Source organism: Gordonia polyisoprenivorans, assembly GCF_017654315.1.
In the GTDB taxonomy this organism is placed as follows: Bacteria; Actinomycetota; Actinomycetes; order Mycobacteriales; family Mycobacteriaceae; genus Gordonia; species Gordonia polyisoprenivorans_A.
In genome coordinates this window covers 403,555-427,512 of sequence record NZ_CP072203.1, presented here as the reverse complement: position 1 = coordinate 427,512, position 23,958 = coordinate 403,555, and the positions used below count along the sequence as shown (strand labels likewise).

Sequence of the window (23,958 nt, the reverse complement as noted above, 5' to 3'; positions counted from 1 at the left end):
CCATGTCCGAGGGCTTACGTGTACTGGTGGCCTCCCCGTTGGGCGAGGTGGTCGCGGCGCCGTTGCGGTCGCGATTTGCCGACTGGACGGTGGAGGTGGCCACGGATGATTCCGAGTTCATTCGCCGGGTCGCCGGCCGGGTGCGGTTCGATGTGGTGACCGCCGACCTGGTGTGGAACCGGCCGGACACCGAGTGGGCGTTCGACGGTCTCGACGTGATCGAGTCGTTGCGCAATCACGATCGGCTGGCGCCGGTCCTGCTGACCGCGCAGGGCCACAGCATGGAGACCGACCTCATCGAGGAGGCGCGCCGCCGCGAAGAGGTGGTCGGGGTGGTCGCCAAATCCGATGGCTTCGCCGCGTTCGCCGACGCCATCAGCGTGGCCGCACTGGGCCGCCGGCTCCCCCAGACTCCCGCGGCCAATCGTCGGCCCAGCCTCTACGAACTGTTCACCGGACGCCGCGGGCAGACCGCGGGTCGGATGGCCGGCGCCATCGCCGCCGGCCACGTCTCCGACACCGCGACGCTGGCGCGGGTGGCCAAGGTGTCGCCCAACACCGCCAACAAGATCACCAGTCACTACATCGGGCCGATGATCGTCCAGCGCGGCGAACACGACGAGGATCTGCCGATGACCCAGGCGTCGGTGTACCGATGGTGCGGACTGCACGCCCGCTACCTGATGAGCTGGTGTCGCCGGAACGGTCACGCCGACGTACTGGCGGCGTGACCGGCAGCCCGCGTCACGCCGCCAGCGCTCCGTCGACCGCGAAACGGTAACGGCCCGAAGGTAGTTCGCCCTCGCACACGATGGTGCGGGCGGCGAAGGCGCCGACCACCCCGGCCAGGCTTGCCGCGGTGCCCAACTGCGGCCACGACGGAATGGTCCGGCCCACCTCGGCGAGCGCCTGCGAGAGCCGTGGTGCCACGTCGTCACCGACGATGGCACCGGCCAGCCGGACCCGATTCGCCGGATCACGCAGGGCGGCGGTGTCGAGGTCGGTGACCTCCCCGGCGCTGCCGTGGAAGAGGGGATAGTCGGGGGTGAGGTCGTAACGCTCGACGTCGAGGATCACGTTGTCGCCGTCGTCGGTGACCATGATCAGCGGCAACCCGGCCCGTCGGGTGTGCACCCGCAGCGCGACCTTCATGGCGAGGTCGTCCATCTCTTCGATCACGATGTCGACCGCGCGGCCGTCGGGTGACCGCAAGAACTCCGGTGCCATGGCCGGCTCGAAACCCTGCGCCCACGTGGTGACCTCCGCGTACGGGTCGGCCTCGAGGAGGCGCCGAGCAGCCAGGGTCGTCTTCTCGACGCCGAGATCGCACACCGAACCCGACAGCCGGTTCAGGTTGGTCGGCCCGAGGGTGTCGGGGTCGGCGAGATGGAATCGGCGGGCGCCGGTCAATCCCGCGACGCCGACAACGGAGGCGCCGACGCTCAGCCCGGCCACCGCCAGTCGCGCGGCCGACCAGGCGGCCTGCTCGTCGTCGGTGATCAGAAAGCGATTGCGTGCGGTGCGCAGTCCGTGGAAGACCGGGTCGATCGGTGTGCGCACCACGGTGTGCCGCCAGGGGTAGACGACGTAGCGGCTCCACTCGTCGAGGTCGCCGTCATCGGGGACGGGTTCGCCGGTGAACGCGGCGAGTGCGGTCAGCTCGGGCAGTGCGGTGGTCCACGCGTCGACCAGTCGATACTCGCCTGCGGTGCACAGGGTGTCGATGTGGTCGCGGTCGCGGGTGGGGTGAAGAATCTCGATCATCGTGCTGCTCCTCGGATGTAGACGTCCTTTGCGCCGGAACCGAATCCCGCCGAGTGGTACTCGTACAGGGAGACGGTGGGGCGGGCGGTTTTCCCCAATGACGCACTCAGCGCCCGGAACTCGGAGTTGGTGGTCACCAACGACTCGTGGCAGCGCTCGCGCAGCGCACGGGCCAGACCTGCATCGGCGGCGGTGTTCTTGGCCAGTTCGGCCCGGATGTGCAGGGTCTGATGATGCTGTTCGCTCTCGAGGACCTCGACGACGAATCGTCCGGTGAGGTCGGCGGCGAACGCGGGGTCCTCGAATGCCGGCCGCAGGTTGGCCGGATACACGTTGAGCGAGTGGAAGATCGCCGCGATGTCGGTGCGGCCGTGCAGCACCAGGAAATGATCGTGCGGCTCCACCTCGCCGGCGAGGTCGTCGTGTCCGTGCGCGCGCAGGATCTCGTCGAGCTGCGCGCCGTCGAGGATCCGTCCGCGGTCGTTGATCCGGTAGCGGATCAACGGCATGGCCGAATCGACCGTGAACAGCAGATGCCCCTCGGCGTCGCACTCGGTGTAGCGGTATTCGGGGTGATAGCGGACGAACGTCGGCTGTGCGGTGATGCCGGGACCGAACAACTCCTCCGACAGAGCGGCGTCGGCGAGGGCGGCCCGACGGACGGCGATACTCGCCGGGGTCTCGTAGCCCATCAGCCCGGCGTCGGCGGTGCCGTACTTGAGGCAGATCCGCTCGGGCTCGGAGTGTCGATGCAGCAGATCGAGTACGTGGTCGCGCCACTTCTCGGTGATCGCCTCGCCGGCCAGCAGCAGCTTGATGTCCATCGCGAGCAGATTGGCCGGGGTGTTGTCGAGGAGGTCCTTGATCAGCGGCGGATATCCGGCGAGGACGACGTGGTCGTAGAACGGGCCGAGCTCGGCGAGGGTGGCGACGGCGACGTCGAGATCGATCCCCGGGGTGGCGACGCTGATTCGGTGACCGCGGTTGTTCAGTTCGCTCACGCCGGCCATCGTGTACGTGCCGCCGATCCAAGTGCCCATCGCAAAACAGTTGATCAGCAACGTGGTTCGCGGTTGTGAGGCGAAGGAGTCGGTGAAGATCCGGTCGTACATCGCGGCACTCTGCTCGAGGGCCAGCGCTCCACGCCCGAACTGGGTGGGCACTCCGCTGGAGGAGCCCGACGTCGACGACCACACCATCGCCTCGGTGATCCGGCCGTCCCAGTACCGGGCCGGCTGCGGGTAACTGGTGATGTAGCCGGCCTTCGTCATCACGGGCAGCTGTGTGAAGGCCTCGGCATCGACACGTTCGCCGGGATCGATGCCGTTGCGGCGCAGGAAGTCTGCGTAGGCAGGGACCCTGCGGCGCGCACGGTCGGTCATCGCCACGGCCAGGTCCAGATCGCTGATGGTGAGCACGGCGCTCCTCCTCGGGAAGAAGTGGCCGACGTGAGATCGATTATCTCACTCGCATTTCCGAGAGTGAGACGGTTGTCGGCGCCCACTCAGTCTGACCCCGCACATGGTCATGACGCGAGCCTCACGCGTCCGATTCGGCCGATCACCCGACCGCTGAGCGAACAGTAGGACGGGTGAATGACCTTCGATGAAAACAACTGTTGTGCAACAGTTTACGGATTTCTGGTGGCCGAATTCAGGCCGTGAAAAGGCCCGTCGGGGCCTCCCGGACTGCTCATTTCTGTCGTACCCCTGTTAGCTCGACGGGTCACCGGTCGGTACGGAGGACGACCTTCCCGCCGGCATGCCCGTCGGAGACCAGGCGCAGAGCCTCCCGGGCCTGTTGGAGACCGAAGACCGCACCAATGGGGACGACGAGATCGCCGTCGGAGGCGAGACGAATAAGATTGGTGCGCACCGTATCCCGGAAATCTGCGCTCTCCGGCTGGCGGCCGCCGAGGGCGAGGAACCCGTCGGCGGCCGCGCGCCGTGGCGCGGCGATCGTGACGATCCGCGGGCGGTCGGCGACGAGATCGAGTGAGGCGTCGACCGCCTCGTCGGTGCCGACGGCGTCGAGCGCGGCGGCGATCGGTCGACCGTCGGCGGCAGCCCGGATGCGGTCGAGCACGCCCGGACCGTACGTGACGGGCAGGCCACCGAAGTCGCGTACGCGCTCGCCCGATCGGGGACCCGCGGTGCCGATGACCCGGATACCCCGCAGACGTGCCAGCTGCAGCACCGCAACCCCGACGGCTCCCGACGCACCGTGCAGCACGATCAGCTCGTCCCGCGCGGTACGGGCCGCACGAAGCATGTCGGCGGCGGTCGTACCCGCCAGCAGTAGCCCGGCCGCCTCGTCGACACCCAGGGTCTCCGGCCGCGCGAACACCTTCTCCGCAGGCACCGTGAGCGCCGTCGCGTACCCGCCCCTGACCCGGAAGGCGAGCACCTCGTCGCCGACTGCTGCAGCACCTGAACCGATCTCGGTGTCGGGACCCAGCGCGACGATCCGGCCCGCGACCTCGTAACCGATGGGGAGCGGGAAATCCGTCGCGGCACGCGCGTGCTTGAGGTCGGCCGGATTCACCCCGGCGGCGGTCACCTCGATCGTCACCTCACCACGTGCGGGCGACGGCACGTCGACGTCGGTGAAGGCGAAATCATCGAGGCCGCCGGGGCCGAGGGCGACCCAGCGGCGTGCGGGGGTCATGTGGGGATCCGAGTTCGAGCGCCCATGACGTCAAGGCTACGGCCCTCACGGTTACGGCCTCCGGACTGCGGGCCTCAGGCTCAGGGCTGAGCGGAGCACGTACCGAGGATGCGCGCCAGCGCATCCCGCTCGGCCGAGGTCACCCACAGGTGGTAGGCGGTCTTGACGGCGATCTGCCGGGATGCGTACGTGCACCGATAGGCACGGTTCGGGGGTAGCCAGGTCGCGGCGTCGCCGTCGCGCTTCTTCTGATTGGTGGGCCCGTCGGTGGCCTGCAAGTTGCGCGGGTCGTTGGCGAAGTCGACGCGCTGTTGCGGTGTCAGCTGCTGCGCGCCCTTCTGCCAGGCGTCCGACAACGCCACGACGTGGTCGATCTGTACGGCCGACGACGTGGCCGCGCCGCGCGTGAAACCAATGGTCTTGTCGGTATAGGGATCGTGCAGCGTCCCCGAGAGGACCACGCATCCGCGCGAGCCGGGCTTGACGACGATGTCGATGAGATCGCGACGCAGAATGTCGTTGCGGGTGTCGCAGCCGTTGTGACCGTCGTCGACGTTCACGTCATCCGACCACGCCTGACCGAACTGTGCGCGGCTGTAACCCGTCTTGGGTGCGCGTCCCTTGACCGGCAGAGCCTGCAGCTGCGACCACGCCAGCGCCGCTTCGGGGGAGAGCGCGGTGGGCGCGGCTGTCCCGACCGAGGACGATGACGTCGCGGAGCTCGGTGGGATGTCATTCACCGAGGTCGCGCCGGGTGAGGTGACCGTCACCGACTCCCCGGGTGCGGCACAGCCGGCGATCGCGGCGATCGCAACCACGGACGCCCCGAGCGCCAGACGTCGTCGCATGCGCCGATTGTGCCCGATCGTCCCGACAGTCCTTCTCACCGCGGGTGGCGGCCCAGATCACCGTTGTTCCACGGGAAACACTCGCGACTGCATCGTGCTCGCCATCGATCCTCCCGATGACCTCGCCGAGACCGATCCGACTTCGTAGGCTCGAGACATGTCCGATGACATCACCGCACAGCGCGAACGTGAGGCGCGACGCGTAGAACTGGTCGACGAATACCGCCTGTGGGCGCTTGCCGAGGTGCCCGAGATCGACTTCGACGAGTCGATGCTGCTGAGCCGCTACCTCCACGCCGCATTCCGGGTGGTGGACAAAGCGAACCCGGACTTCGACCCGACCGCCTGGACGTCCACCGACGCCGACATTCTCACCGAGGTGGGGCTCGCCTTCCGGGCCGCACTCGACACCTTGGTGCCGGGTGAGAAGCTCGGCTTCGCCCTGCACACGTACCTGATCTTCACCGAATCCAGCGGAAGATGGAGCGGCACGCCCGCGGCGTTGCGGGCCGCGCGCACCGTAGTGGACTCCGCGATCGACGGCCTGCGCCTCGATGACTTCGACGCCGAACGGCAGGCACTGCTGTCCGTCGAACCCATGCGCAGCCTGCTGGGAATCCTGAAGTGGATCGGGAAGGGAAAACCGACCGCTCCGGGCGGTCAGCTGCCGGCGGGCCTGGACGCGTGCGCGAAGAAGCTCGGCATCTCCGCAGGGCTCGCCTCGCGACTCATCCACTACGCGGGTGACCTCGACCACGCCTTGATCTCCTACGGCGGCGACGGCGTGATCCACCGCGGCCCCGGTGCCAAGGACTGGCGCGATGGGCGCCCGCCGATCGATCAGGTACGGGACACCTTCTCGGAGTGGGTGGTTCGTCTCCTCCACGACCAACGATCGATGAGCAACCGTGGCTCGAACGAGGAGTTCTGCGCGTTCATCGACGCCGGCTCGTCACCCACCCCGCGCGGCGTCGACTGGTTTGACTCCCTCTGGGACGACGGGGACGAGGATGACGACGAGATGGACAACGAGGCTGCCGAGGAACTCGTGCTCCGCATTCACGACGACCCCTTCTTCGTGTACAAACCGGCGATCCGCGAGGCCCTCGACGAGATGATCGCCTACGGGTGGATGCGTCTGGAGGACGGCAAATACGTTGTGCCCCAAGGTCTTGAGGGACCGCTCAGTGTTGCAATGAAGGAGTTCGAGCACCAGCAGTATCTTCGTCGAGAAGAGCATCGGCGGCGCAAGAGCAATTCGCGGAGGCGAGGGCGGGGGCGGTGGTGATCTGAGGTCTGTCGGACTTGTCGGTACCCACCGATATCGTCACCGGCATGGGGAGACAATCGATCGACAAGTCCGCACGACGCGCTCGGCGGAAGGCCCGACGCGGTACCGCCGGCAGAGCGCAGAACATGCGTCGGCACAACCACATTCCGACTCCACTGTCGTCGCATCATCTCGACGAGGACCGCTTTCTGGCATGGGACGCCGACAGCGAGGGCGACCTCTATCCCGATGACGGGGAGTACCTGGACGACGAGTATCCGGTGCTCACCCTTCGCGTCGAGCTCGTCGAGAACTCCCGGGTGGTCCGGTGGCGGAGAGTGGTGATGCCGGGTGAGGTGCTGCTGTCCGAACTGGCTGAGTGCATCCAGTTGATCTTCGACGGACGGCCCGTGGCCGACTTCGAATTCGCCGATGGGACGCGTCGATATCGACGGTATGACATCCCGTCAGAGTTCGTGGAGCAGACGGCTCGGAACGTGCACCCGGCGCAGATCTTCGATATCGGCTGGATCCTGAAGCCTCTCGGTACGCAACTGCACTATGCCCACGCGACTCCGGGCGAACACCAGCAGGGCTCTGCAGCAAGAACATTCACGATCACGACCGAGGGGGTCGAGTGGTGTACCGGTGAGAGTGAGCTGATCGACATCGTCGCCGGCGGCCCCGACCACTGCGATCCCGACGTCGAGTACGGGCGGCTCCTGGAGTCGCTGGACGAGTTCGGGTGACACCGAAACGACCGTGGCGGTCCTCCCTTTCGGGAGAACCGCCACGGAAACGCTGGGTCGGACGATCAGGCGTCAGCCCTCGATGAACTCCTCGAGCTGCTTGCGCGCGATGTCATCGGCGACCTGCTCCGGCGGGCTCTTCATAAGGTAGGCCGACGCGGGCAGGATCGGGCCGCCGATGCCGCGGTCCTTGGCGATCTTGGCGGCGCGCACGGCGTCGATGATGATGCCGGCCGAGTTGGGGGAGTCCCAGACCTCGAGCTTGTACTCGAGGTTCAGCGGCACGTCACCGAAGGCACGGCCTTCGAGGCGGACGTAGGCCCACTTGCGGTCGTCGAGCCACTCGACGTGGTCCGACGGTCCGATGTGGACGTTCTTGTCCTCGACCTTGCCGGCGAGCGAGCCGGTCAGGTTGGAGGTCACGGCCTGGGTCTTGGAGACCTTCTTCGACTCCAGACGCTCACGCTCGAGCATGTTCTTGAAGTCCATGTTGCCGCCGACGTTGAGCTGGTAGGTGCGGTCGAGGGCGACGCCGCGGTCCTCGAACAGCTTGGCCATCACGCGGTGGGTGATGGTCGCGCCGACCTGGCTCTTGATGTCGTCGCCGACGATCGGGACACCGGCGTCGGTGAACTTCTTGGCCCACTCGGGGTCCGAGGCGATGAACACCGGCAGCGCGTTGACGAAGGCGACCTTCGCGTCGATCGCGCACTGCGCGTAGAACTTGTCGGCCTGATCCGATCCGACGGGCAGGTAGCTGACGAGGACGTCGACCTCGTTGTCCTTGAGGGTCTGCACCACGTCGACGCCGTCGCCGTCGGCCTCGGTGATGGTCTCGCGGTAGTACTTGCCGAGACCGTCGAGGGTGTGGCCGCGCTGGACGGTGACGCCGGTCGGCGCCACGTCGGCGATCTTGATGGTGTTGTTCTCGCTCGCGAAGATCGCATCGGACAGGTCGAAGCCGACCTTCTTGGCGTCGACGTCGAACGCGGCGACGAACTCGACGTCGCGCACGTGGTAGGGGCCGAACTTCACGTGCATCAGGCCGGGCACGGTCGCGTTCTCGTCGGCGTCCTGGTAGTACTGCACGCCCTGGACCAGGGATGAAGCGCAGTTTCCTACGCCCACAATGGCCACGCGCACCTTATTGGGCTCACCCATGGTCGGGTTCTCCTTTTTCTTGTCGGGCCGCAGCACTGGGCTGCGACACGGGGGTTCGACCGAGCGGTTCGTCCTGCTCGGTTTCTTCCTGCTCCTCGGCACCGGTCGTCGGTGACGTACCTGACGTCGGTGACGTGGTGGCCGGGAAATCTGTGGGGGCTGACGCCGCCGATGACGAAGCCGCCGATGACGACGCTTCCGAGGCCTCGGCGGCGATGAGCTCGTTGAGCCAGCGGACCTCGCGCTCGCTCGATTCCAGGCTCAACTCGTGCATCTGGCGGGTGTAGCGGTCGGAGGCGCCGGTGGCGCGACCGACGAGCTCGCGCAGGCCTTCACGGCGCTCCTCGACCTGACGACGCCGGCCCTCGAGGATGCGCATCCGGGCGATCGCCGGGGTGCGGCTGAAGAAGGCAAGGTGCACGCCGAATCCGTCGTCGGTGTAGTTCTGCGGCCCGGTGTCGGCGACGAGTTCGGTGAAGCGTTCGCGTCCGGCGTCGGTGAGCTGATAGACGCGACGTCCGCGACGCACCTTCACTCCCGACGGCGCGCTGGTCTCGTCGATGAGTCCGTCGGCCTGCATCCGACGCAGCGTCGGGTACAGCGAACCGTAGGAGAACGCGCGGAATGCGCCAAGCAGCCCGGTGAGCCGTTTGCGCAGCTCATAGCCGTGCATGGGGGATTCGAGCAGGAGGCCGAGGATCGCCATTTCGAGCACTGCTGACCCCCCTCTCCGATGGTTCGTCGTGCCGATGCTTTCGCCCAATGTATCGCACCGATATAAACGCTGTCGATATCGGCCACGCCTTGCCGGTCGCGATCGTGGTCTCGACAGGCCTGAAACGGCGGGCAGGTCACACCGACAACGCCGATATCGACCACGTACGCTGGTTCACGTGCAACGCCAGATCGTCGACTACGCCCTTCAGCGGCGATCGCGGCTGTCGCAGGTCCATTCCGGGCGGGTCGGTGTGGCCGAGGTCTGCGACGCGAGTCCTTATCTGCTGCGCGCCGCGAAGTTCCACGGTCGCCCCAGTTCGACGCTCTGCCCGATCTGCCGCAAAGAGCACGTGACGTTGGTCTCCTGGGTGTTCGGCGAGCGACTCGGTCAGGTGTCGGGGTCGGCGCGCACCACCGAGGAGATCTCCCGCCTCGACACGACCGCCGAGGAATTCTCCGTGCACGTCGTCGAGGTGTGCCGGACCTGCAGCTGGAACCATCTCGTGCAGTCATACGTTGCCGGGCTGCCTCCGCGCTCTGCCCGTCGTCGTCGGGTGGCCGAGTAAGCGGCCCGCGGCCACCACATCGATGTCCGGCTTTTGGCTGCGGCTCGACGGTGCGTCAGAGTGGTGGGCGGCAAACAAGCCGACAGGCGGCAATCATGCCGACAAGTAGTGTGAGGAACGTCGAGCCGATGGTGTATGCGGTTCATTGGGAGGTCCGACGATGAGCGAGTCACGCGATACGACGTCGCGGCGCACCACATCCACCAACTCCAAGACCGGTCAGGACCCGAAACGTTCGCGGTTTCGGCTGGTCGCCTGGATCGTGGGTGCGCTCGGTCTGATCGTCCCGGTTGTCGCGTTGGTCGCGATCGTGGGCTTCCTGATCGCCTACGCGACGGTCACCGTGCCGCGCCCGGGCGACATCAAGCAGAACCAGGTCGCCACGATCGTCGACACCAAGGGCAACACCCTGGCCAAGATCGTGCCACCGGAGGGCAACCGCACCGACGTCAGCATCAACGACATCCCCAAGTCGATGCAGGACGCCGTCATCGCCGCCGAGGACCGCGAGTTCCGCACCAACGACGGCTTCTCCATCCGTGGCCTGTCGCGCGCGGTGTGGGGTCGGATCACCGACAACGACCTCGCGGGTGGCGGATCAACCATCACCCAGCAATACGTGAAGAATGCGCTGGTCGGCGACGAACACAGCTACGAGCGCAAGCTGCGTGAGCTGGTGATCGCCACCAAGATGTCGAGCGAGTGGTCCAAGGACGACATCATGGCGGCCTACCTCAACACCATCTACTTCGGCCGGGGCGCGTACGGTGTCGGGGCCGCGGCGCAGGCGTACTTCCGCAAGGACGTCAAGGATCTGACACCCGCCGAGTCGGCGGTGCTCGCCGCGGCGATCCGCTCGCCCTCCTACTACGACCCGGCGGTCAATCAGGACGCGGCGACGGCCCGATGGAACTACGTGCTCGACGGCATGGTGGGGATCGGTTCGATCACCCAGGCCGACCGCGCGGCCATCCAGTATCCGAAGGTGGCGCCGCCGCCGACGGCGACCGGTGAGACCGTCGGACCCAATGGCCTCATCAAGCGGCAGGTGCTCGCCGAACTCGCCGATCTCGGAATCTCCGAGCAGCAGGTCCGCACCGAGGGTCTGAAGATCACCACGACGATCGATCCGCAGGTGCAGAACGGCCTCGTGCAGGCGGCGTGCCGCGACAACGACATCTACAAGTGCCCCAACGGGATTCTCGTCGGCGAGCCGGCGCAGATCCGCGACGCCGCTGTGTCGATCGATCCCCGAACCGGTGGGGTCGCCGGCTATTACGGCGGCGACGACGCCCAGGGCTGGGACTACGCACAGGCGGGTCTGCAGACCGGATCGTCGTTCAAGGTGTTCGCCCTCGCCGCGGCGCTCGAGCAGGACATCCCGCTGTCCAAGGTGTACAGCTCGGCGCCGTACACCACCTCGAGCGGGCTGACCGTCGAGAACTCCGACGGGGAGAGCTGCGGCTCGTGCAACCTCGCGACCGCGATGAAGATGTCGCTGAACACCGTGTACTACCGGTTGATGATGGACCTCAAGAACCAGGCGCAGGACGTGGCCGATGCCGCGCATGCCGCCGGCGTCGCGGAGTCCTTCGGCGACATCGCGAAGACGTTGCAGGAGTCCAACGGCAGCGTGCAGGGCGGTGTGGTGCTCGGGCAGTACCCGTCCCGCGTCATCGACATGGCCTCGGCGTACGCCACCTTCGCCGCATCCGGTATCTACCGTGCTCCGCACTTCGTGCAGAAGGTGGAGACCTCCACCGGCGACGTGCTCTACGAGCGTCAGCCCGACCCGGGCAAGCGGGTGTTCCCGGCCAAGGTCGCCGACAACGTGACCGCGGCGCTCGAGCCGATCGCGGCGTATTCGAACAACAACAACCTCTACGACGACGAGCTGGGATCGCGTCCGTCGGCCGCCAAGACCGGCACCGCGCAGCTGGGTAACACCGGCCAGAACAAGGACGCGTGGATGGTCGGCTACACCCCGCAGCTCTCGACCGCGGTGTGGGTGGGTACCGACAAGGGCACCGCCTTGGTCAACGCCAGTGGGTCGATGGTCTACGGCAGCGGTCTGTCGGCACAGATCTGGAAGCGCGGCATGGACGACGCGCTCGAGGGCCAACCCATCGAGCAGTTCCCCGAACCCGCAGCGGTCGGTGGCCAGGCCGGCGTTCCCTACGAGCCGCCGCCCACCTCGTACAACAACTCTCCGTCGACACGGCCGAACCGGACTCCGACCCCGGACTATCCGGGTGGGGGAGCGATCACCATCGCGCCCGGCATCACCATCCCGGTCCCCGGTGGCGCGGAGCGCGGTGATGGCGGAACCAGCGGCGGTACCGGCGACGGCGGGACCGGTGGTGGCACCGGCACCGGCGGAACCGGAGGCGGCACCCGCGGCGAGGGCGGCACCGGTGACGAAGGAGCGGTCCCTGCGCCCGGTGGCTGACGGGACTCCGCCGCCGACCGACGAGGTCGATGACAGTCCCGCGCCGCTCGCCGCCGATCTTCGTACCGACACGCGTCGGCTGATCCCGAGTCACCAAGATCCGGTGGTCGCCGAGGCCTCTCGGGTCGTCGGTGGTCCCCTCGGTGCGCACGCAGCGGTGGGACGCAGCCGTCACTGGACGCCGATCCGGGTGCTGTTCCTGCTCGCGTTGTGCACGTTGGCGCTGAGCTGGTTCGGCAAGGCCGGCTGCCTGCAGCAGGAAGTGGTGGTGAACCCGGGCCAGGGACAGCCCGCGGTGAAACTCGACCGCGACGATCAGCGCCAATTCACCGACCTCTGCTACTCCGACGTCATCTCGCTCTTCGGTGCCGAACAACTCGACAGGGGCGAATTCCCGTACAAGACCTTCTGGTTCGAGAAGAACGGTGACGGCCAGGAGATCAAGCGGTACATGGAATATCCGGTGATCACCGGGATGTACATGTACGCCACGGCCTGGCTGGGGCGTGAATGGGCGTCGGCGTCGGACCGCTGGGGTCTCCCGGGTGCGTTGCCGGCGGTGCTCTATTTCGACCTCGCCGCGCTGGGTTTGGCGCTGTTCTGGCTCGTCACCGTCTGGGCCACCGCGCTGACCGCACGGACGCGCATCTGGGCGGCCTGGCTCGCGGCCCTGTCGCCGCTGGTGATCGTGCATGCCTTCACCAATTTCGACGCCATCGCCACCGCCGCCCTGGCCGTGGCCCTGCTGTGCTGGGCGCGTAAGAAGCCTTGGCTCGCAGGCATGTTCATCGGTCTGGGGACCGCCGCCAAGTTCTATCCGCTGCTGGTGCTGGTGGTGCTGTTCTTCCTGTGCCTGCGGTCGGGCAAGCTGCGCGACTGGTGCGCGGCGGCCGCGGCTGCGGTGATCGCGTGGACCGCGGTGAACCTGCCGATCCTCATCCTGTACCCACACGGGTGGTACGAGTTCTTCCGGCTCAACTCCGACCGCGGCGCCGACGCCGACACCTTGCTGCGTCTTGCCGCCAAGGCGGTCGGAGTCACGTGGAGAGTCGACGTCCTCAACATCGTCTCGTTGGGGCTGATGATCCTTGTCGTGCTGGGCATCGGATGGTTGTGTATGGTCGCGCCGCGCCGACCGCGAGTCGCGCAGGTCGCCTTCCTGATCGTCGCCGGGTTCCTACTGGTTAACAAGGTGTGGAGCCCGCAGTACTCGCTGTGGCTGGTGCCGCTGGCGGTGCTGGCCATCCCGCACACGCGTCTGCTGCTCGCGTGGATGACCATCGATGCTCTCGTATGGATTCCGCGGATGTCGCTGTTCATCGATCCCAGCCGAAAGTGGTTGCCGCAGGAGTGGTTCACCACGATCATCGTGATCCGTGCACTGTTCGTGATCGCGCTCTGCGTCATCGTCATCTGGCAGATCCTGCGGCCCGAGAACGACCTGATGCGCCGTGACAACGAGGGCAACGAACTCGACGACCCGGCGGGTGGGGTGCTCGACGGTGCGGCGGATCGGCTGTCGTGGGGGCGGGCGCGACGCACCCAGAGGGCTGGGGCCGAGGAGACCGTGATCGAGGAGGCCGGGGCGTACCCTTAGCCCCGAATCCGTTCCTGCAACTCGGCTTTCGCTTCCGGCCAATCCTCGTCGATCATCGCGAACTGCGCGGTGGTGCGCCAGCCGTCACCGAAGCGGCGGTGTTTGCGGAGCAGCCCCTCGAAGGTGGCGCCCAATTTGGCGATGGCAGCCCGGGATTGGGTGTTGCTCTCGTGGGTGTGCCAGACCAGCCGGACGGCGCCGCACTGCTCGAAGGCGTGGTGCATCAACAGGTATTTGGCAGTCGGGTTCACCGCGGTGCCCTGGACGTCCTCGGCGTAGAACGTGTAGCCGATGGAAACCGACAGGTTGGCCGGGTCGATGTCGTAGAAACTCGTGGAGCCGACGAGCCGGCCGTCGGTGTTGTCGATGACGGCGAAGGCCACGCGGCGCTGCGGATCGGCGAGCGCCGCCGAGATCCATCCGGCCGCGGAGTCGGCGTCGGTCGGGACACCGGGCACCCAACGGAATCGGGCCGGATCGCCGACGACCCGTGCGAGTGCGTCGGCGTCGTCGATGGTGAACGGCCGCAACGTCACCCGGTCCCCGACGAGCGGGCCGGTGCCGAGCCAGTCGCTCATGCCCCGGCGGGCACGCGCTGCCCGGGTGGTGCGTCGTCGGGTTCGGACGGGGCCGCGTCGGTGGGGTCTGCACGTCGGCCGATCGAGGCGAGGGGTTCGCGCAGCCCGGCGCTGACGAAGGCGCCGATGAGATAGACGAGCAGCACCGCGTGGACCCACACGCCGACGTTGACGCCGGTCATCACCCACCACTTCATCGGCTCGCCCGACACGTAGATGCCGAACAACCGGAAGATGGTGGTGTCGAGGATGAAATCGGCGATCAGATACGCCACGATGACCGGCCAGCGCACCCGCAGCAGCACGAAGAACGGCAGAATCCACAGCGTGTACTGCGGCGAATGCACCTTGTGGAACACCATGAATCCGGCGAGCATCGCCGCGCTGACGCCGATCCACGGGTAGAGCCCGGTCCGGTTGTACTGCCGCCAACCGAAATACACCGCGACGACGAAGGCGCACACGATCAGCGTCGGCGAGAGTACGCCGACGATCGAGTTGTAGGTGCCGTTCTGGCCGTCGGTGAAATGACGTAGGCCCCAGTACCAGATGGAGTTGGTGTCCACGTCGGCGCGACGTTTGCCCTGGAAGGTCAGCGCCGCGCGCCACCCGTCGTAGCCCAGCACCATGAAGGGCAACTGGATGACGACGACGGTGAGCGCAGCCGTGACGGCCACCCACGCGGCGCCGACCCAGTCGAGTGCGCGGCGCCCGCCGGCTCCGCCGGTCAGCACGTAGATCGCCAGGGGCAGCACGAAGAATCCGGGGTAGAGCTTAAGGCAGAAGCCGATGGCCAGCAGGATCGACGCGAGAATTGCGCTGGTACGCAAACTCATTCGCCGTTCGCCCGTCGACGGCTTGATGCTCGCCCCCCACGCCATGACGGCGACGGCACCGACAGCAGTCGCCACCACCGGCAGTTCCCAGTTGTGGAAGGCGTAGAGGATCAGCGGCGGGGTCATCGCCCACCACAACACATTCCAGCGGGTGAGCACGGCGAGCATCGCGGTGATCACCACACCGAACGGCGCGAGCAGCGCCGCCGAATGGCGGAAGAAGTCGACGTCGGTGTGCGCGCCGATCGCACCGAGCCACATCAGGATTCCCGAGAGCACCGGGTACTCCACCGAACCACCGAAGAGTTGGCCGTTGGCGCCGATACCGCCGTGGATGTACGGGAAGACGTGGTTGTTGATGTCGCGACCCACCCACAGGTACGCCAGATCCGAGTAGCAGGGGATGATCGCATGCGGATCGCCGACCGGCCACTTGTGGCTGCGCCCGTCCGGAAAGAACGGTGGACCGACGCACTTGATCTTGACCTCGTAGCTCCAATACATGAACAGCAAGGTCAACAGCAGGGACACGGTCAGGATCAGGATCAGATCCCCGCGACGCGACAGGGTGACGCGCCCGTAGCGGAACGTCGTGCTCAGGCGGTCGGACATGCGCTACAGGGTAAGCGGAACGCCCCGCGCACCATGAAATCGACCGGCGAACGGTGACCTGGCTCACTCCCAATCCTGGCGGACCTGTCAGCCGGGATCGGGGCCGCTTTCGATGCGAGGTCAGTCCCGGTCGGCGAGAGGCGCGTAGAAGTTCACGAGGTTTCCGTCGGGATCGCGCAGGAGCAACGAGCGATTGCCCCACGGCATATCGGTGGGGCCGTCATTGACGAATCCGTCGACGACGTCGGTCAGATGCCCGCTGGTGAGACGTCGGTGCACCTCGTCGACATCGCCGACGAGGAAATCGAGGATCATCGAACGGTTCGACGCGGCGGTGAGTACGTCGTCGCCCATTGCCGTGATGGTCGTCGACGACGCGATGGCCAGGGTGCCGTAATCGGTGGTGAACTCGGCGAACAACGGATGCAGGCGGTTCGCGCGCAGGCCGGTGACCGTCTCGTAAAAGCCGACCAGACCGTCGACGTCGTCGGTGAGGATGCGGGTGGCTGCGAAGTACATGAGGGTGCGCCCTTTCTCGGATGTGATGCCGCCAGCGTGCAGCCGATAGCGGCCAGATCCTGTCCGCGATTGGCTGTGGAACGCGATTTCGCTGGTCAGGGGTACCTCGTGTATCTTGGAACGGTTGCCGACGCAGGCGACCCTCCTGCCACGGACAGTCCGTGGCCGATGAGCCCATAGGAGGTGATGTGGTCACATGCGTCATTACGAATTGATGGTCATCCTCGACCCGAGTCTCGACGAGCGCACCGTTGCTCCGTCCCTGGACACGTTCCTGAACGTGGTCCGCAAGGACGGCGGCAAGGTCGACAACGTCGACATCTGGGGCAAGCGCCGTCTCGCCTACGAGATCGCCAAGCACAGTGAGGGCATCTACGCCGTCATCGACCTGAACGCCGAGCCGGGCACCGTCAGCGAGCTGGATCGTCAGCTGAAGCTGAACGAGTCGGTGCTCCGCACCAAGGTTCTCCGGAAGTAGTACACAGGCTTTCTCCGATGTCCCGAGATAGTCGGTACCGGACCCTAGGGTGAATCACTAGTCCGGTGCACATCGACCATCGAGTGCCCAACCACGACCAAGGGGAGACACATGGCAGGCGAAACCGTCATCACCGTTGTAGGCAATCTGACTGCTGAGCCCGAACTGCGGTTCACCCCCTCGGGTGCTGCGGTCGCCAGCTTCACGGTGGCCTCCACTCCGCGCACCTTCGATCGTCAGTCCAATGAATGGAAAGACGGCGAGGCACTGTTCCTGCGGTGCAGTATCTGGCGCGAAGCTGCGGAGAACGTGACCGAGAGCCTGACCAAGGGCACCCGCGTCATCGTGCAGGGTCGTCTCAAGCAGCGTTCCTACGAAACCCGCGAGGGTGAGAAGCGCACGGTTGTGGAACTCGATGTCGAAGAGATCGGTCCCTCGCTGAAATTCGCCACCGCATCGGTCAATCGCGCCTCGCGCGGCGGATCGTCCGGCGGCGGAAACTTCGGTTCGTCCGGCGGTGGCGCAAGCCGCGGCGGCGGATCGAGCCAGTCCGCACCCGAGGATCCGTGGGGCAGCGCCCCTGCGAGCGGCTCCTCGTTCGGTGGCGGCGGCGGGGACGACGAACCACCTTTCTAAGAAACATTTTTGACTGGAGCATCACATGGCTAAGCAAAAGAGCAGCCGGAAGGTGCGCGTCGAAAAGGTCACCAAGACCAAGGCGTGCTCCTTCTGCAAGGACAAGAACACCAGCACCATCGACTACAAGGACACCGCGCTGCTGCGCCGCTTCCTGTCCGACCGCGGCAAGATCCGTTCGCGTCGCGTGACCGGCAACTGCGTCCAGCACCAGCGCGACGTCGCTGTGGCCGTCAAGAACTCGCGTGAGGTGGCGCTTCTGCCGTTCACCTCGACCAGCCGATAAGCCGAAGGGAGAGAACACGATATGAAGCTCATCCTGACTGCTGCCGTGGAAAACCTCGGTGAAGCCGGCGATTCCGTCGAGGTCAAGGACGGCTACGGCCGTAACTACCTGTTGCCCCGCGGTCTGGCCATCAAGGCCACCCGTGGCGCCGAGAAGCAGGTCGAGACCATACGTCGGGCGCAGGCCGCCCGCGAGGTCCGCGGCCTCGAGCACGCCAACGAGCTCAAGCAGGCACTCGAGAACCTCTCCGAGGTCTCGCTGTCGGTGAAGACCCACGACTCGGGCAAGCTGTTCGGTTCGGTCACCGCCGCCGACATCGCCGGTGCCATCCGCTCGGCCGGCGGCCCCGTCGTCGACAAGCGCAACGTGGAGCTGCCCAAGGGCCACATCAAGGCCACCGGTAGCTTCCCGATCGTGGTGAACCTGCACCCCGACGTCGCCGCGACCGTGTCGCTGGCCGTCGTCGCCGGCTGATCAGGCTCGCACGCAACAACTTTCGGCCCGCCGATCACGCACATGATGCGTGGCCGGCGGGCCGAAGTGTTTTTGATCGATGGTCGTTCCTTGATCGGTGGTCGAGGTGCGAGGCGCCCCAGGCGACGAGCCTCGAGACGGTGAGAATATGGGTAGGGCTTGACCGGGTGTTCTGACTTACCTCGAGACTGACCTCGAATTGGGTGTCTTCAAGTGGACCTGTCGGCATTCGGTGAAGCCCGGAATTGACACCTGGATTCGTGATGACTGGGCCGGGTGAGGTTATGACTTCATAGGAACCTGTCGGCTGCGGTTGGTCCGACTCTTCACCGTCCTGTCTGCCTCACCCGGCGTAGTCATCCTCCACCGAAGTGAAGGAGACAGGAACCGCAATGTCGAGCATGACTGTAGAGGGGGTGTCGACGCAACCGGTGTATGCCGGGGTCGATACCCACAAAGACACCCACCACGCCGGGATCGTTGACGATGATGGCCGGCAGATCAGTGACGCGCAGTTCGGTACTGATCGGGCCGGGAACGAGGCGATGCTGGAGTGGTTGGCCCAGTGGTGGGTGCATCGGGTCGCGGTGGAACAGACCGGTAGTTACGGGTTGGGGTTGACCACGGTGCTGCGCGAGCATGGTTACACCGTCAAAGAACTCAACCGCCCGGATCCGACGGTGCGGGCCACGGTCGGCAAGTCCGATCCGGTTGATGCCTACACCGCGGCGCAGGCGGCGCGGACCGGGCGCGCCGATATCACTCCGAAGGATCACTCCGGGATCGTTGAGTCGATCCGAATGCTGTCCACGGCAAGGGCTTCGGCGGTCAAAGCGCGTAGTGTCGCGTTGAATCAGATCCGGGATCTGGTGATCACCGCACCGGTGTTACGGGAGAAGCTGGCGGGGTTGACGACCCGGAAAATGGTGGCGGTCATCTGGTCGTGGCGACCCAATCGTGGCGAGTTGGGTGACCCGGTACAGGGTGCGAAACTCGCGTTACGGGGAATCGCCGGACGGGTCCGTGACCTCGATACCGAGATCAAGGCCTACGACACCCAACTCAACACGCTGACCCGCCGGGCCGCGCCGCGGTTGCGGGCCCGCCCGCAGGTCGGTCCGATGATCGCCGCGCAGTTGTTGGTGACCGTCGGGCAATGCCCGGACCGTATCGGTAGTGATGCGCAGTTCGCGCGGCTGGCCGGGATCGCGCCGATCCCCGCGTCCTCGGGGAAGACCAGCCGGATGCGGCTGCACCGCGGTGGGGACCGCCACGCCAACTCCGCGGTCCACCTCGTGGTCATCGGCCGGTTACGTAAACACGAGAAAGCACTCGCCTACCGCGAAAAACGACGAGCCGAGGGAATGGCCGATAAAGACATCATCCGCGCCATGAAACGCCTCGTCGCCCGCGAACTGTTCTACGCCCTCAAAGCCGATCTCAAAGACCTCGACCACACCACAAAAAACGTCTCCCAGACCCCTTGACACGTTATAGGAACGTCCGCGCAACCCTTACGCTGCAACGCACCTCACGCCGGCGCCACAGGCGTCGCCGGCAGTTGACTCGAACCCCGAAGCGCTGCAGGGAGATACTGCGGCGCCGGATTGCCGTCGTGTGCCTGATCCCATGCGGGATAGAAGAACTTGTGCCATCCGGGTGCGAAGATCAGTGCGCGAGAACCGGTTCGGCAGGCGACCTCGTTCGGCATCGGCACCGTACAGGTGACCCCTGCAATCGTCACCCGCTGCCCGACGTGCAGGATGGGCGGGCGGAACCCGGTCGTGGAGCCGAATCGATAGGTCGGCGCGAACGGCCAGTTGGTGCGCACCCAGAACGGGCCCTGCTGATCGCCGGCAATGGTCGCGCCGAGTGTCCGTGACGTCGGGGTGTCGGCGGGCGCGGTGGCCGGGCTGCCCGTACAACCGACGTAGCGGTACTGCGGGCCGATCTGGCACATGTAGCGGCCGGTGGTGAAGAACGACCGCCCGTTGTCCTCGTAGGCCAACGAGCGGAACGCGTCGGGGTTCACCGGGGTGTAGCGGCTCAGGTCGAATTCTGCGGGCAACGGGGGTGGCGGAGCGGCCGACGCATCCGATGCCAGTATGGCGGGCGCGACGACGGCCATGGCCGCGGCAACGCCGACGGTGGCGAGCGCGCGCGAGAACGTACCGAACGTGCGAATCCTGGACACGGGCTTCATTGCATCACAGTCGTGCGGAGGCGGGAGAGCGTTTGATCCTCGTAGTGGCCGATGCTCCGCTCCGAGCGATTCGAGAGCGTCCCAACGCGGTGTCATCGCCGGCTCACGGACTGTTCACGAGCTGGTAAACGCCCAGTGGTTGCCGTCACACGCAACACGCCCGACCGCCACATTCAAGCGACACGCCGAGGAAGTAAAGAACTCGGCTCTGTGGAATTCGTGCACATAGCCTGACCTGCAGTGATGGGACAAATCGCGTCAACATTCCCCATCTTGTCCACAGGCCGTCGCCAGCGACCCACAGGCCGGACGCGAAGCGTCCACAATTGGTGCACAGCTCGGTCCACAGGCGCGTTTGAACGTGCGCCGGTCTCCTCCTAGGGTCACCTCTCAGGGTGAATCGGCACCGGTGTCGGCGACGTGATCGCGGGTTCTGTCGGTGGCCGCGGGTATTGAGTACGTCGGGTACTGAGTACGTCAGAAGCAGGGGTGGATCCGCGTTGCGGATCTGCCGTGATCGGCGCGAGAGGTTGGGGCATCGGTGGCGGTTGTCGACGATCGCGGGCACGGCGCCCGGCGTGATTCCGGACGTGGGGGGTCCGGGGGCTTCGACGACGAACCGCCGATCCCGACCGAGGAGTTCGGCCGCCAACCACCGCAGGACATGGCTGCCGAGCAATCGGTCCTCGGCGGCATGCTGTTGTCCAAGGACGCCATCGCCGACGTCGTCGAGAAGATCCGGCCGGCCGATTTCTACCGGCCCGCACATCAGGCCGTCTACGACGCCATCCTGGAGCTCTACGGTAAGGGTGAGCCTGCCGACGCCGTGACCGTCTCTGCCGAGCTGGAACGCGCCGGAGAGCTGCGCCGCGTGGGCGGTGCACCCTATCTGCACACCCTCATCTCCACGGTGCCCACAGCCGCGAACGCCGGCTACTACGCCGAGATCGTCGCCGAGAAGGCCATCCTGCGGCGACTCGTGGAGGCAGGGACCCGCATCGTGCAGTTCGGCTACTCCGGGGCCGACGGCCAGGACGTCGCCGAGGTCGTCGACCGCGCGCAGGCCGAGGTGTACGAGGTCACCGAGCGCCGCACCGCCGAGGATTATGTCCCCCTCGAGGAACTCCTGCAGCCGACGATGGACGAGATCGACTCGATCGCCTCGCGAGGCGGGCTGTCGCTCGGTGTGCCAACGGGTTTCGCCGATCTCGACAAGCTCACCAATGGTTTACATCCGGGGCAGATGATCATCGTGGCGGCACGTCCTGGTGTCGGCAAGGCGCTGTCGCTGGACACGCCGCTACCCACGCCCACGGGCTGGACCACGATGGGCCGCGTCGCCGTCGGCGACAAACTGCTCGACGCCCACGGCCGCCCCACCACTGTCGTGGCTGCGACCGATGTCATGACCGAACGACCGTGCTACGAGGTCGAATTCGCCGACGGCAACACCATCCTCGCCGACGCTTGGCACGAGTGGGCCATCGAGGTCGACGGCAGCAGTCAGGTCGTCACCACCGAGGGCATGTGTGCCCACGTCGGCAGCGCGTTCATTCGCAATACCAAGCCACTTGAATTGCCCCGCAAGCGATTTGCCTACGGGCCGTATACGGTCGCCGCGTTGGCCGGTATGGCTTTCGATGATCCCGAGATCGGGATGCGCATCGACGCCGAGGGGCCCGTCGACGTGATGACGTTGATGGCCGACCTCGGCGGGCGCATCCCCTACGAGTACTTGCGCGGGTCCATCGCTCAGCGCCGCGCCCTGCTCGCGGGGTTGCTGGACGCACGCGCGACCGTCGACGACGACGGCTGGATCACGGTGCCCGCCGCCACCCGGCACATGACCGCCGTGGTGGCCGACCTCGTCGCCGGGCTCGGTTACACCTACCGTCGTTCGGCCACCGGCTGGCTCCGCGTCGACGCCGACGACGACGTGTTCACCGTTCACCACAAAGCGTTGCGGCACAAGGAACTCCGACGGCCGGCAGGCGTGCGGCGCATCGTTGCGGTGCGTCCCGTCGACAGCGTCCCGGTGCGGTGCGTGCAGGTCGACAACGATGATCACCTGTTCCTCGCGGGCGAGGCGATGGTACCCACCCACAATTCGACGCTCGCGATGGACTTCCTACGGTCGTGCTCGATTCACCACCACATGACCGGCGCCATGTTCTCCCTGGAGATGAGCAAGGTCGAGATCGTCATGCGACTGCTCTCGGCCGAGGCGAAGGTGAAACTCGGTGATATGCGCGGCGGTTCGATGACCGACGACGACTGGACCCGCCTGGCTCGACGTATGGGGGAGATCTCCGAGGCGCCGCTGTTCATCGACGACTCGCCCAACCTCACCATGATGGAGATCCGCGCCAAAGCCCGACGGCTCAAACAGCGCAACGACCTCAAACTCGTTGTCGTGGACTACATGCAGCTGATGACCTCCGGCAAGAAGGTCGAGTCACGTCAGCAAGAGGTTTCGGAGTTCTCCCGTCAATTGAAGCTTCTCGCAAAGGAACTCGAGGTTCCGGTGGTCGCGATCAGCCAGCTGAACCGTGGTCCGGAGCAGCGAACCGACAAGAAGCCGCAGGTGTCGGATCTGCGCGAATCGGGTTCACTGGAACAAGATGCGGACATGGTTATCCTGCTTCATCGGCCCGACGCATTCGAGCGCGACGACCCTCGCGCTGGTGAGGCCGATATCATCGTCGGTAAGCACCGTAACGGGCCGACCGCCACCATTACCGTTGCGCACCAACTACATCTGAGCAAGTTCGTGGATATGGCGAGGGGCTGACTACAACAACCACAACGGCTACTACTACTACTACTACTACTATTACGATGGCGGTGGATGATGATGACCGCGCGAGCTTCGATGGTGGCACTCACTGGCGATTTCGTTGTAACGGTTGCATGTTGAGCCGACGCGTTCCGCTTGCCACATGACGTTGGGAATGGCGACGGGCCGCCGACGACTCCGCCGCGTACTCGGAATGGTGTCAGCCCATTGCTTCGCGACTCGTGTCTGTACTTTGGCGGCGGCACTCGCGCTTGTCACAGCATGCGTATCAGAGGAGAAGCCCGTGTCGGCTGAATCGGACGCCGGGCGTGGCATCTCGGCAGCACTCGATCGATATCAGCAGGCGAAGTCGGCTGGTTCAAGGCGGGACATCCTGGCGACGCTGACAGCCAACTCTCCGCAACGCGCCCTCCTCGCTGGTTCGGACGAGGATTTTGCTGCTACACGGGCCATGCTGGACGACGCGCAGTATCGCGAAGAGTTCATCAACCGACGTGACTATGAGATCGCCGGCGACACAGCCACACTGAGATCGGACCACGCTGTGACCCGCAGTGATCGAACTGACGATCGGATCCCAAGCACTGCGGTCACGAAAGACATTCTGATAGAGGCAGAGAACGTCGACGGAGCGTGGCTCATCCATGACGTGGTGAGTCCTCAGCGACAGATTATGCGGGAGATCGAGGGCCGCTAGCAATTCGTTTCTGACATTGTTCGACGATTGGAGTCTTCACGATGTCGTCCACGG

General features: G+C 66.0%; 23 protein-coding genes. 13 read left to right on the top strand and 10 right to left on the bottom strand.

What is annotated here, in order from left to right; translation table 11 throughout:
- Positions 1-2 precede the first annotated feature (2 nt).
- Positions 3-731: a response regulator gene (locus tag J6U32_RS02050; protein WP_208793334.1), complete on the top strand. Its 729-nt coding sequence runs from the start codon at positions 3-5 to the stop codon at positions 729-731.
- 13 nt (positions 732-744) lie between these two features.
- Here J6U32_RS02050 and J6U32_RS02045 read toward each other — a convergent pair whose 3' ends face one another.
- The 4 genes from J6U32_RS02045 to J6U32_RS02030 form a co-directional block, all read right to left on the bottom strand.
- Positions 745-1,764: a ThiF family adenylyltransferase gene (locus tag J6U32_RS02045; RefSeq protein WP_208793333.1), complete on the bottom strand. Its 1,020-nt coding sequence runs from the start codon at positions 1,762-1,764 to the stop codon at positions 745-747.
- Positions 1,761-3,182, bottom strand: coding sequence for a hypothetical protein (locus tag J6U32_RS02040; protein WP_208793332.1), 1,422 nt, complete (start codon positions 3,180-3,182; stop codon positions 1,761-1,763). The genes J6U32_RS02045 and J6U32_RS02040 overlap by 4 nt, the downstream gene beginning before the upstream one ends.
- 307 nt (positions 3,183-3,489) lie before the next feature.
- The gene (locus J6U32_RS02035; RefSeq protein WP_208793331.1) at positions 3,490-4,431 is read right to left on the bottom strand and encodes a quinone oxidoreductase family protein; all 942 of its coding nucleotides are present in this window, start codon (positions 4,429-4,431) and stop codon (positions 3,490-3,492) included.
- A gap of 80 nt (positions 4,432-4,511) precedes the next feature.
- Positions 4,512-5,279 carry an HNH endonuclease family protein gene (locus tag J6U32_RS02030; protein ID WP_208793330.1) on the bottom strand — a complete coding sequence of 256 codons (768 nt, stop codon included), beginning with the start codon at positions 5,277-5,279 and terminating at the stop codon, positions 4,512-4,514.
- A 157-nt stretch (positions 5,280-5,436) separates the two neighbouring features.
- On the opposite strand from J6U32_RS02030, the gene J6U32_RS02025 reads away from it, so the two are divergent.
- Both J6U32_RS02025 and J6U32_RS02020 read left to right on the top strand, forming a co-directional pair.
- Positions 5,437-6,567 carry a hypothetical protein gene (locus J6U32_RS02025; protein ID WP_208793329.1) on the top strand — a complete coding sequence of 377 codons (1,131 nt, stop codon included), beginning with the start codon at positions 5,437-5,439 and terminating at the stop codon, positions 6,565-6,567.
- Between the two features lie 47 nt (positions 6,568-6,614).
- Positions 6,615-7,298: a hypothetical protein gene (locus J6U32_RS02020; protein ID WP_244332497.1), complete on the top strand. Its 684-nt coding sequence runs from the start codon at positions 6,615-6,617 to the stop codon at positions 7,296-7,298.
- Between the two features lie 72 nt (positions 7,299-7,370).
- Here J6U32_RS02020 and J6U32_RS02015 read toward each other — a convergent pair whose 3' ends face one another.
- Positions 7,371-8,459, bottom strand: a complete 1,089-nt coding sequence (locus tag J6U32_RS02015; protein ID WP_006373172.1) for an inositol-3-phosphate synthase — start codon at positions 8,457-8,459, stop codon at positions 7,371-7,373.
- A complete protein-coding gene (locus J6U32_RS02010; protein WP_208793327.1) occupies positions 8,452-9,174 on the bottom strand; it encodes a PadR family transcriptional regulator in 723 nt (240 codons plus the stop codon). The genes J6U32_RS02015 and J6U32_RS02010 overlap by 8 nt, the downstream gene beginning before the upstream one ends.
- A 178-nt stretch (positions 9,175-9,352) precedes the next feature.
- Here J6U32_RS02010 and J6U32_RS02005 point away from each other — a divergent pair, with 178 nt between their 5' ends.
- The 3 genes from J6U32_RS02005 (at position 9,353) to J6U32_RS01995 (ending at position 13,788) form a co-directional block, all read left to right on the top strand.
- Positions 9,353-9,742: a DUF5318 family protein gene (locus J6U32_RS02005; protein WP_006373170.1), complete on the top strand. Its 390-nt coding sequence runs from the start codon at positions 9,353-9,355 to the stop codon at positions 9,740-9,742.
- A 160-nt stretch (positions 9,743-9,902) separates the two neighbouring features.
- A complete protein-coding gene (locus J6U32_RS02000; RefSeq protein WP_208793326.1) occupies positions 9,903-12,191 on the top strand; it encodes a transglycosylase domain-containing protein in 2,289 nt (762 codons plus the stop codon).
- On the top strand, positions 12,184-13,788 hold the full coding sequence (locus J6U32_RS01995) for a glycosyltransferase family 87 protein (RefSeq protein WP_208793325.1): 1,605 nt from the start codon (positions 12,184-12,186) through the stop codon (positions 13,786-13,788). The genes J6U32_RS02000 and J6U32_RS01995 overlap by 8 nt, the downstream gene beginning before the upstream one ends.
- On the opposite strand, the gene J6U32_RS01990 is transcribed toward J6U32_RS01995, so the two are convergent.
- From J6U32_RS01990 to J6U32_RS01980, 3 genes are all read right to left on the bottom strand, one after another.
- Positions 13,785-14,366: a GNAT family N-acetyltransferase gene (locus J6U32_RS01990; RefSeq protein ID WP_208793324.1), complete on the bottom strand. Its 582-nt coding sequence runs from the start codon at positions 14,364-14,366 to the stop codon at positions 13,785-13,787. The genes J6U32_RS01995 and J6U32_RS01990 overlap by 4 nt on opposite strands.
- Positions 14,363-15,814 carry a hypothetical protein gene (locus J6U32_RS01985; protein ID WP_208793323.1) on the bottom strand — a complete coding sequence of 484 codons (1,452 nt, stop codon included), beginning with the start codon at positions 15,812-15,814 and terminating at the stop codon, positions 14,363-14,365. The genes J6U32_RS01990 and J6U32_RS01985 overlap by 4 nt, the downstream gene beginning before the upstream one ends.
- Positions 15,815-15,934: 120 nt before the next feature.
- The gene (locus J6U32_RS01980) at positions 15,935-16,333 is read right to left on the bottom strand and encodes a VOC family protein (RefSeq protein WP_208793322.1); all 399 of its coding nucleotides are present in this window, start codon (positions 16,331-16,333) and stop codon (positions 15,935-15,937) included.
- Positions 16,334-16,529: 196 nt separating this feature from the next.
- On the opposite strand from J6U32_RS01980, the gene rpsF reads away from it, so the two are divergent.
- The 5 genes from rpsF (at position 16,530) to J6U32_RS01955 (ending at position 19,694) form a co-directional block, all read left to right on the top strand.
- On the top strand, positions 16,530-16,811 hold the full coding sequence (rpsF, locus tag J6U32_RS01975) for a 30S ribosomal protein S6 (protein ID WP_079931851.1): 282 nt from the start codon (positions 16,530-16,532) through the stop codon (positions 16,809-16,811).
- 111 nt (positions 16,812-16,922) lie between these two features.
- Positions 16,923-17,447 carry a single-stranded DNA-binding protein gene (locus tag J6U32_RS01970; RefSeq protein ID WP_079931850.1) on the top strand — a complete coding sequence of 175 codons (525 nt, stop codon included), beginning with the start codon at positions 16,923-16,925 and terminating at the stop codon, positions 17,445-17,447.
- A 25-nt stretch (positions 17,448-17,472) separates the two neighbouring features.
- Positions 17,473-17,733, top strand: a complete 261-nt coding sequence (gene rpsR, locus J6U32_RS01965) for a 30S ribosomal protein S18 (RefSeq protein ID WP_006373162.1) — start codon at positions 17,473-17,475, stop codon at positions 17,731-17,733.
- A gap of 21 nt (positions 17,734-17,754) precedes the next feature.
- Complete coding sequence (rplI, locus tag J6U32_RS01960; protein WP_208793321.1) at positions 17,755-18,207, top strand: 50S ribosomal protein L9; 453 nt, start codon at positions 17,755-17,757, stop codon at positions 18,205-18,207.
- Between the two features lie 392 nt (positions 18,208-18,599).
- On the top strand, positions 18,600-19,694 hold the full coding sequence (locus J6U32_RS01955; RefSeq protein ID WP_208793320.1) for an IS110 family transposase: 1,095 nt from the start codon (positions 18,600-18,602) through the stop codon (positions 19,692-19,694).
- A 44-nt stretch (positions 19,695-19,738) separates the two neighbouring features.
- Here the strand turns inward: J6U32_RS01955 and J6U32_RS01950 are convergent, their stop codons facing one another.
- The gene (locus J6U32_RS01950; protein WP_208793319.1) at positions 19,739-20,410 is read right to left on the bottom strand and encodes a hypothetical protein; all 672 of its coding nucleotides are present in this window, start codon (positions 20,408-20,410) and stop codon (positions 19,739-19,741) included.
- A 541-nt stretch (positions 20,411-20,951) separates the two neighbouring features.
- On the opposite strand from J6U32_RS01950, the gene dnaB reads away from it, so the two are divergent.
- Both dnaB and J6U32_RS01940 read left to right on the top strand, forming a co-directional pair.
- Positions 20,952-23,201, top strand: coding sequence for a replicative DNA helicase (gene dnaB / locus J6U32_RS01945; protein ID WP_208793318.1), 2,250 nt, complete (start codon positions 20,952-20,954; stop codon positions 23,199-23,201).
- Positions 23,202-23,490: 289 nt separating this feature from the next.
- Positions 23,491-23,904 carry a hypothetical protein gene (locus J6U32_RS01940; protein ID WP_208793317.1) on the top strand — a complete coding sequence of 138 codons (414 nt, stop codon included), beginning with the start codon at positions 23,491-23,493 and terminating at the stop codon, positions 23,902-23,904.
- Positions 23,905-23,958: the final 54 nt, after the last annotated feature.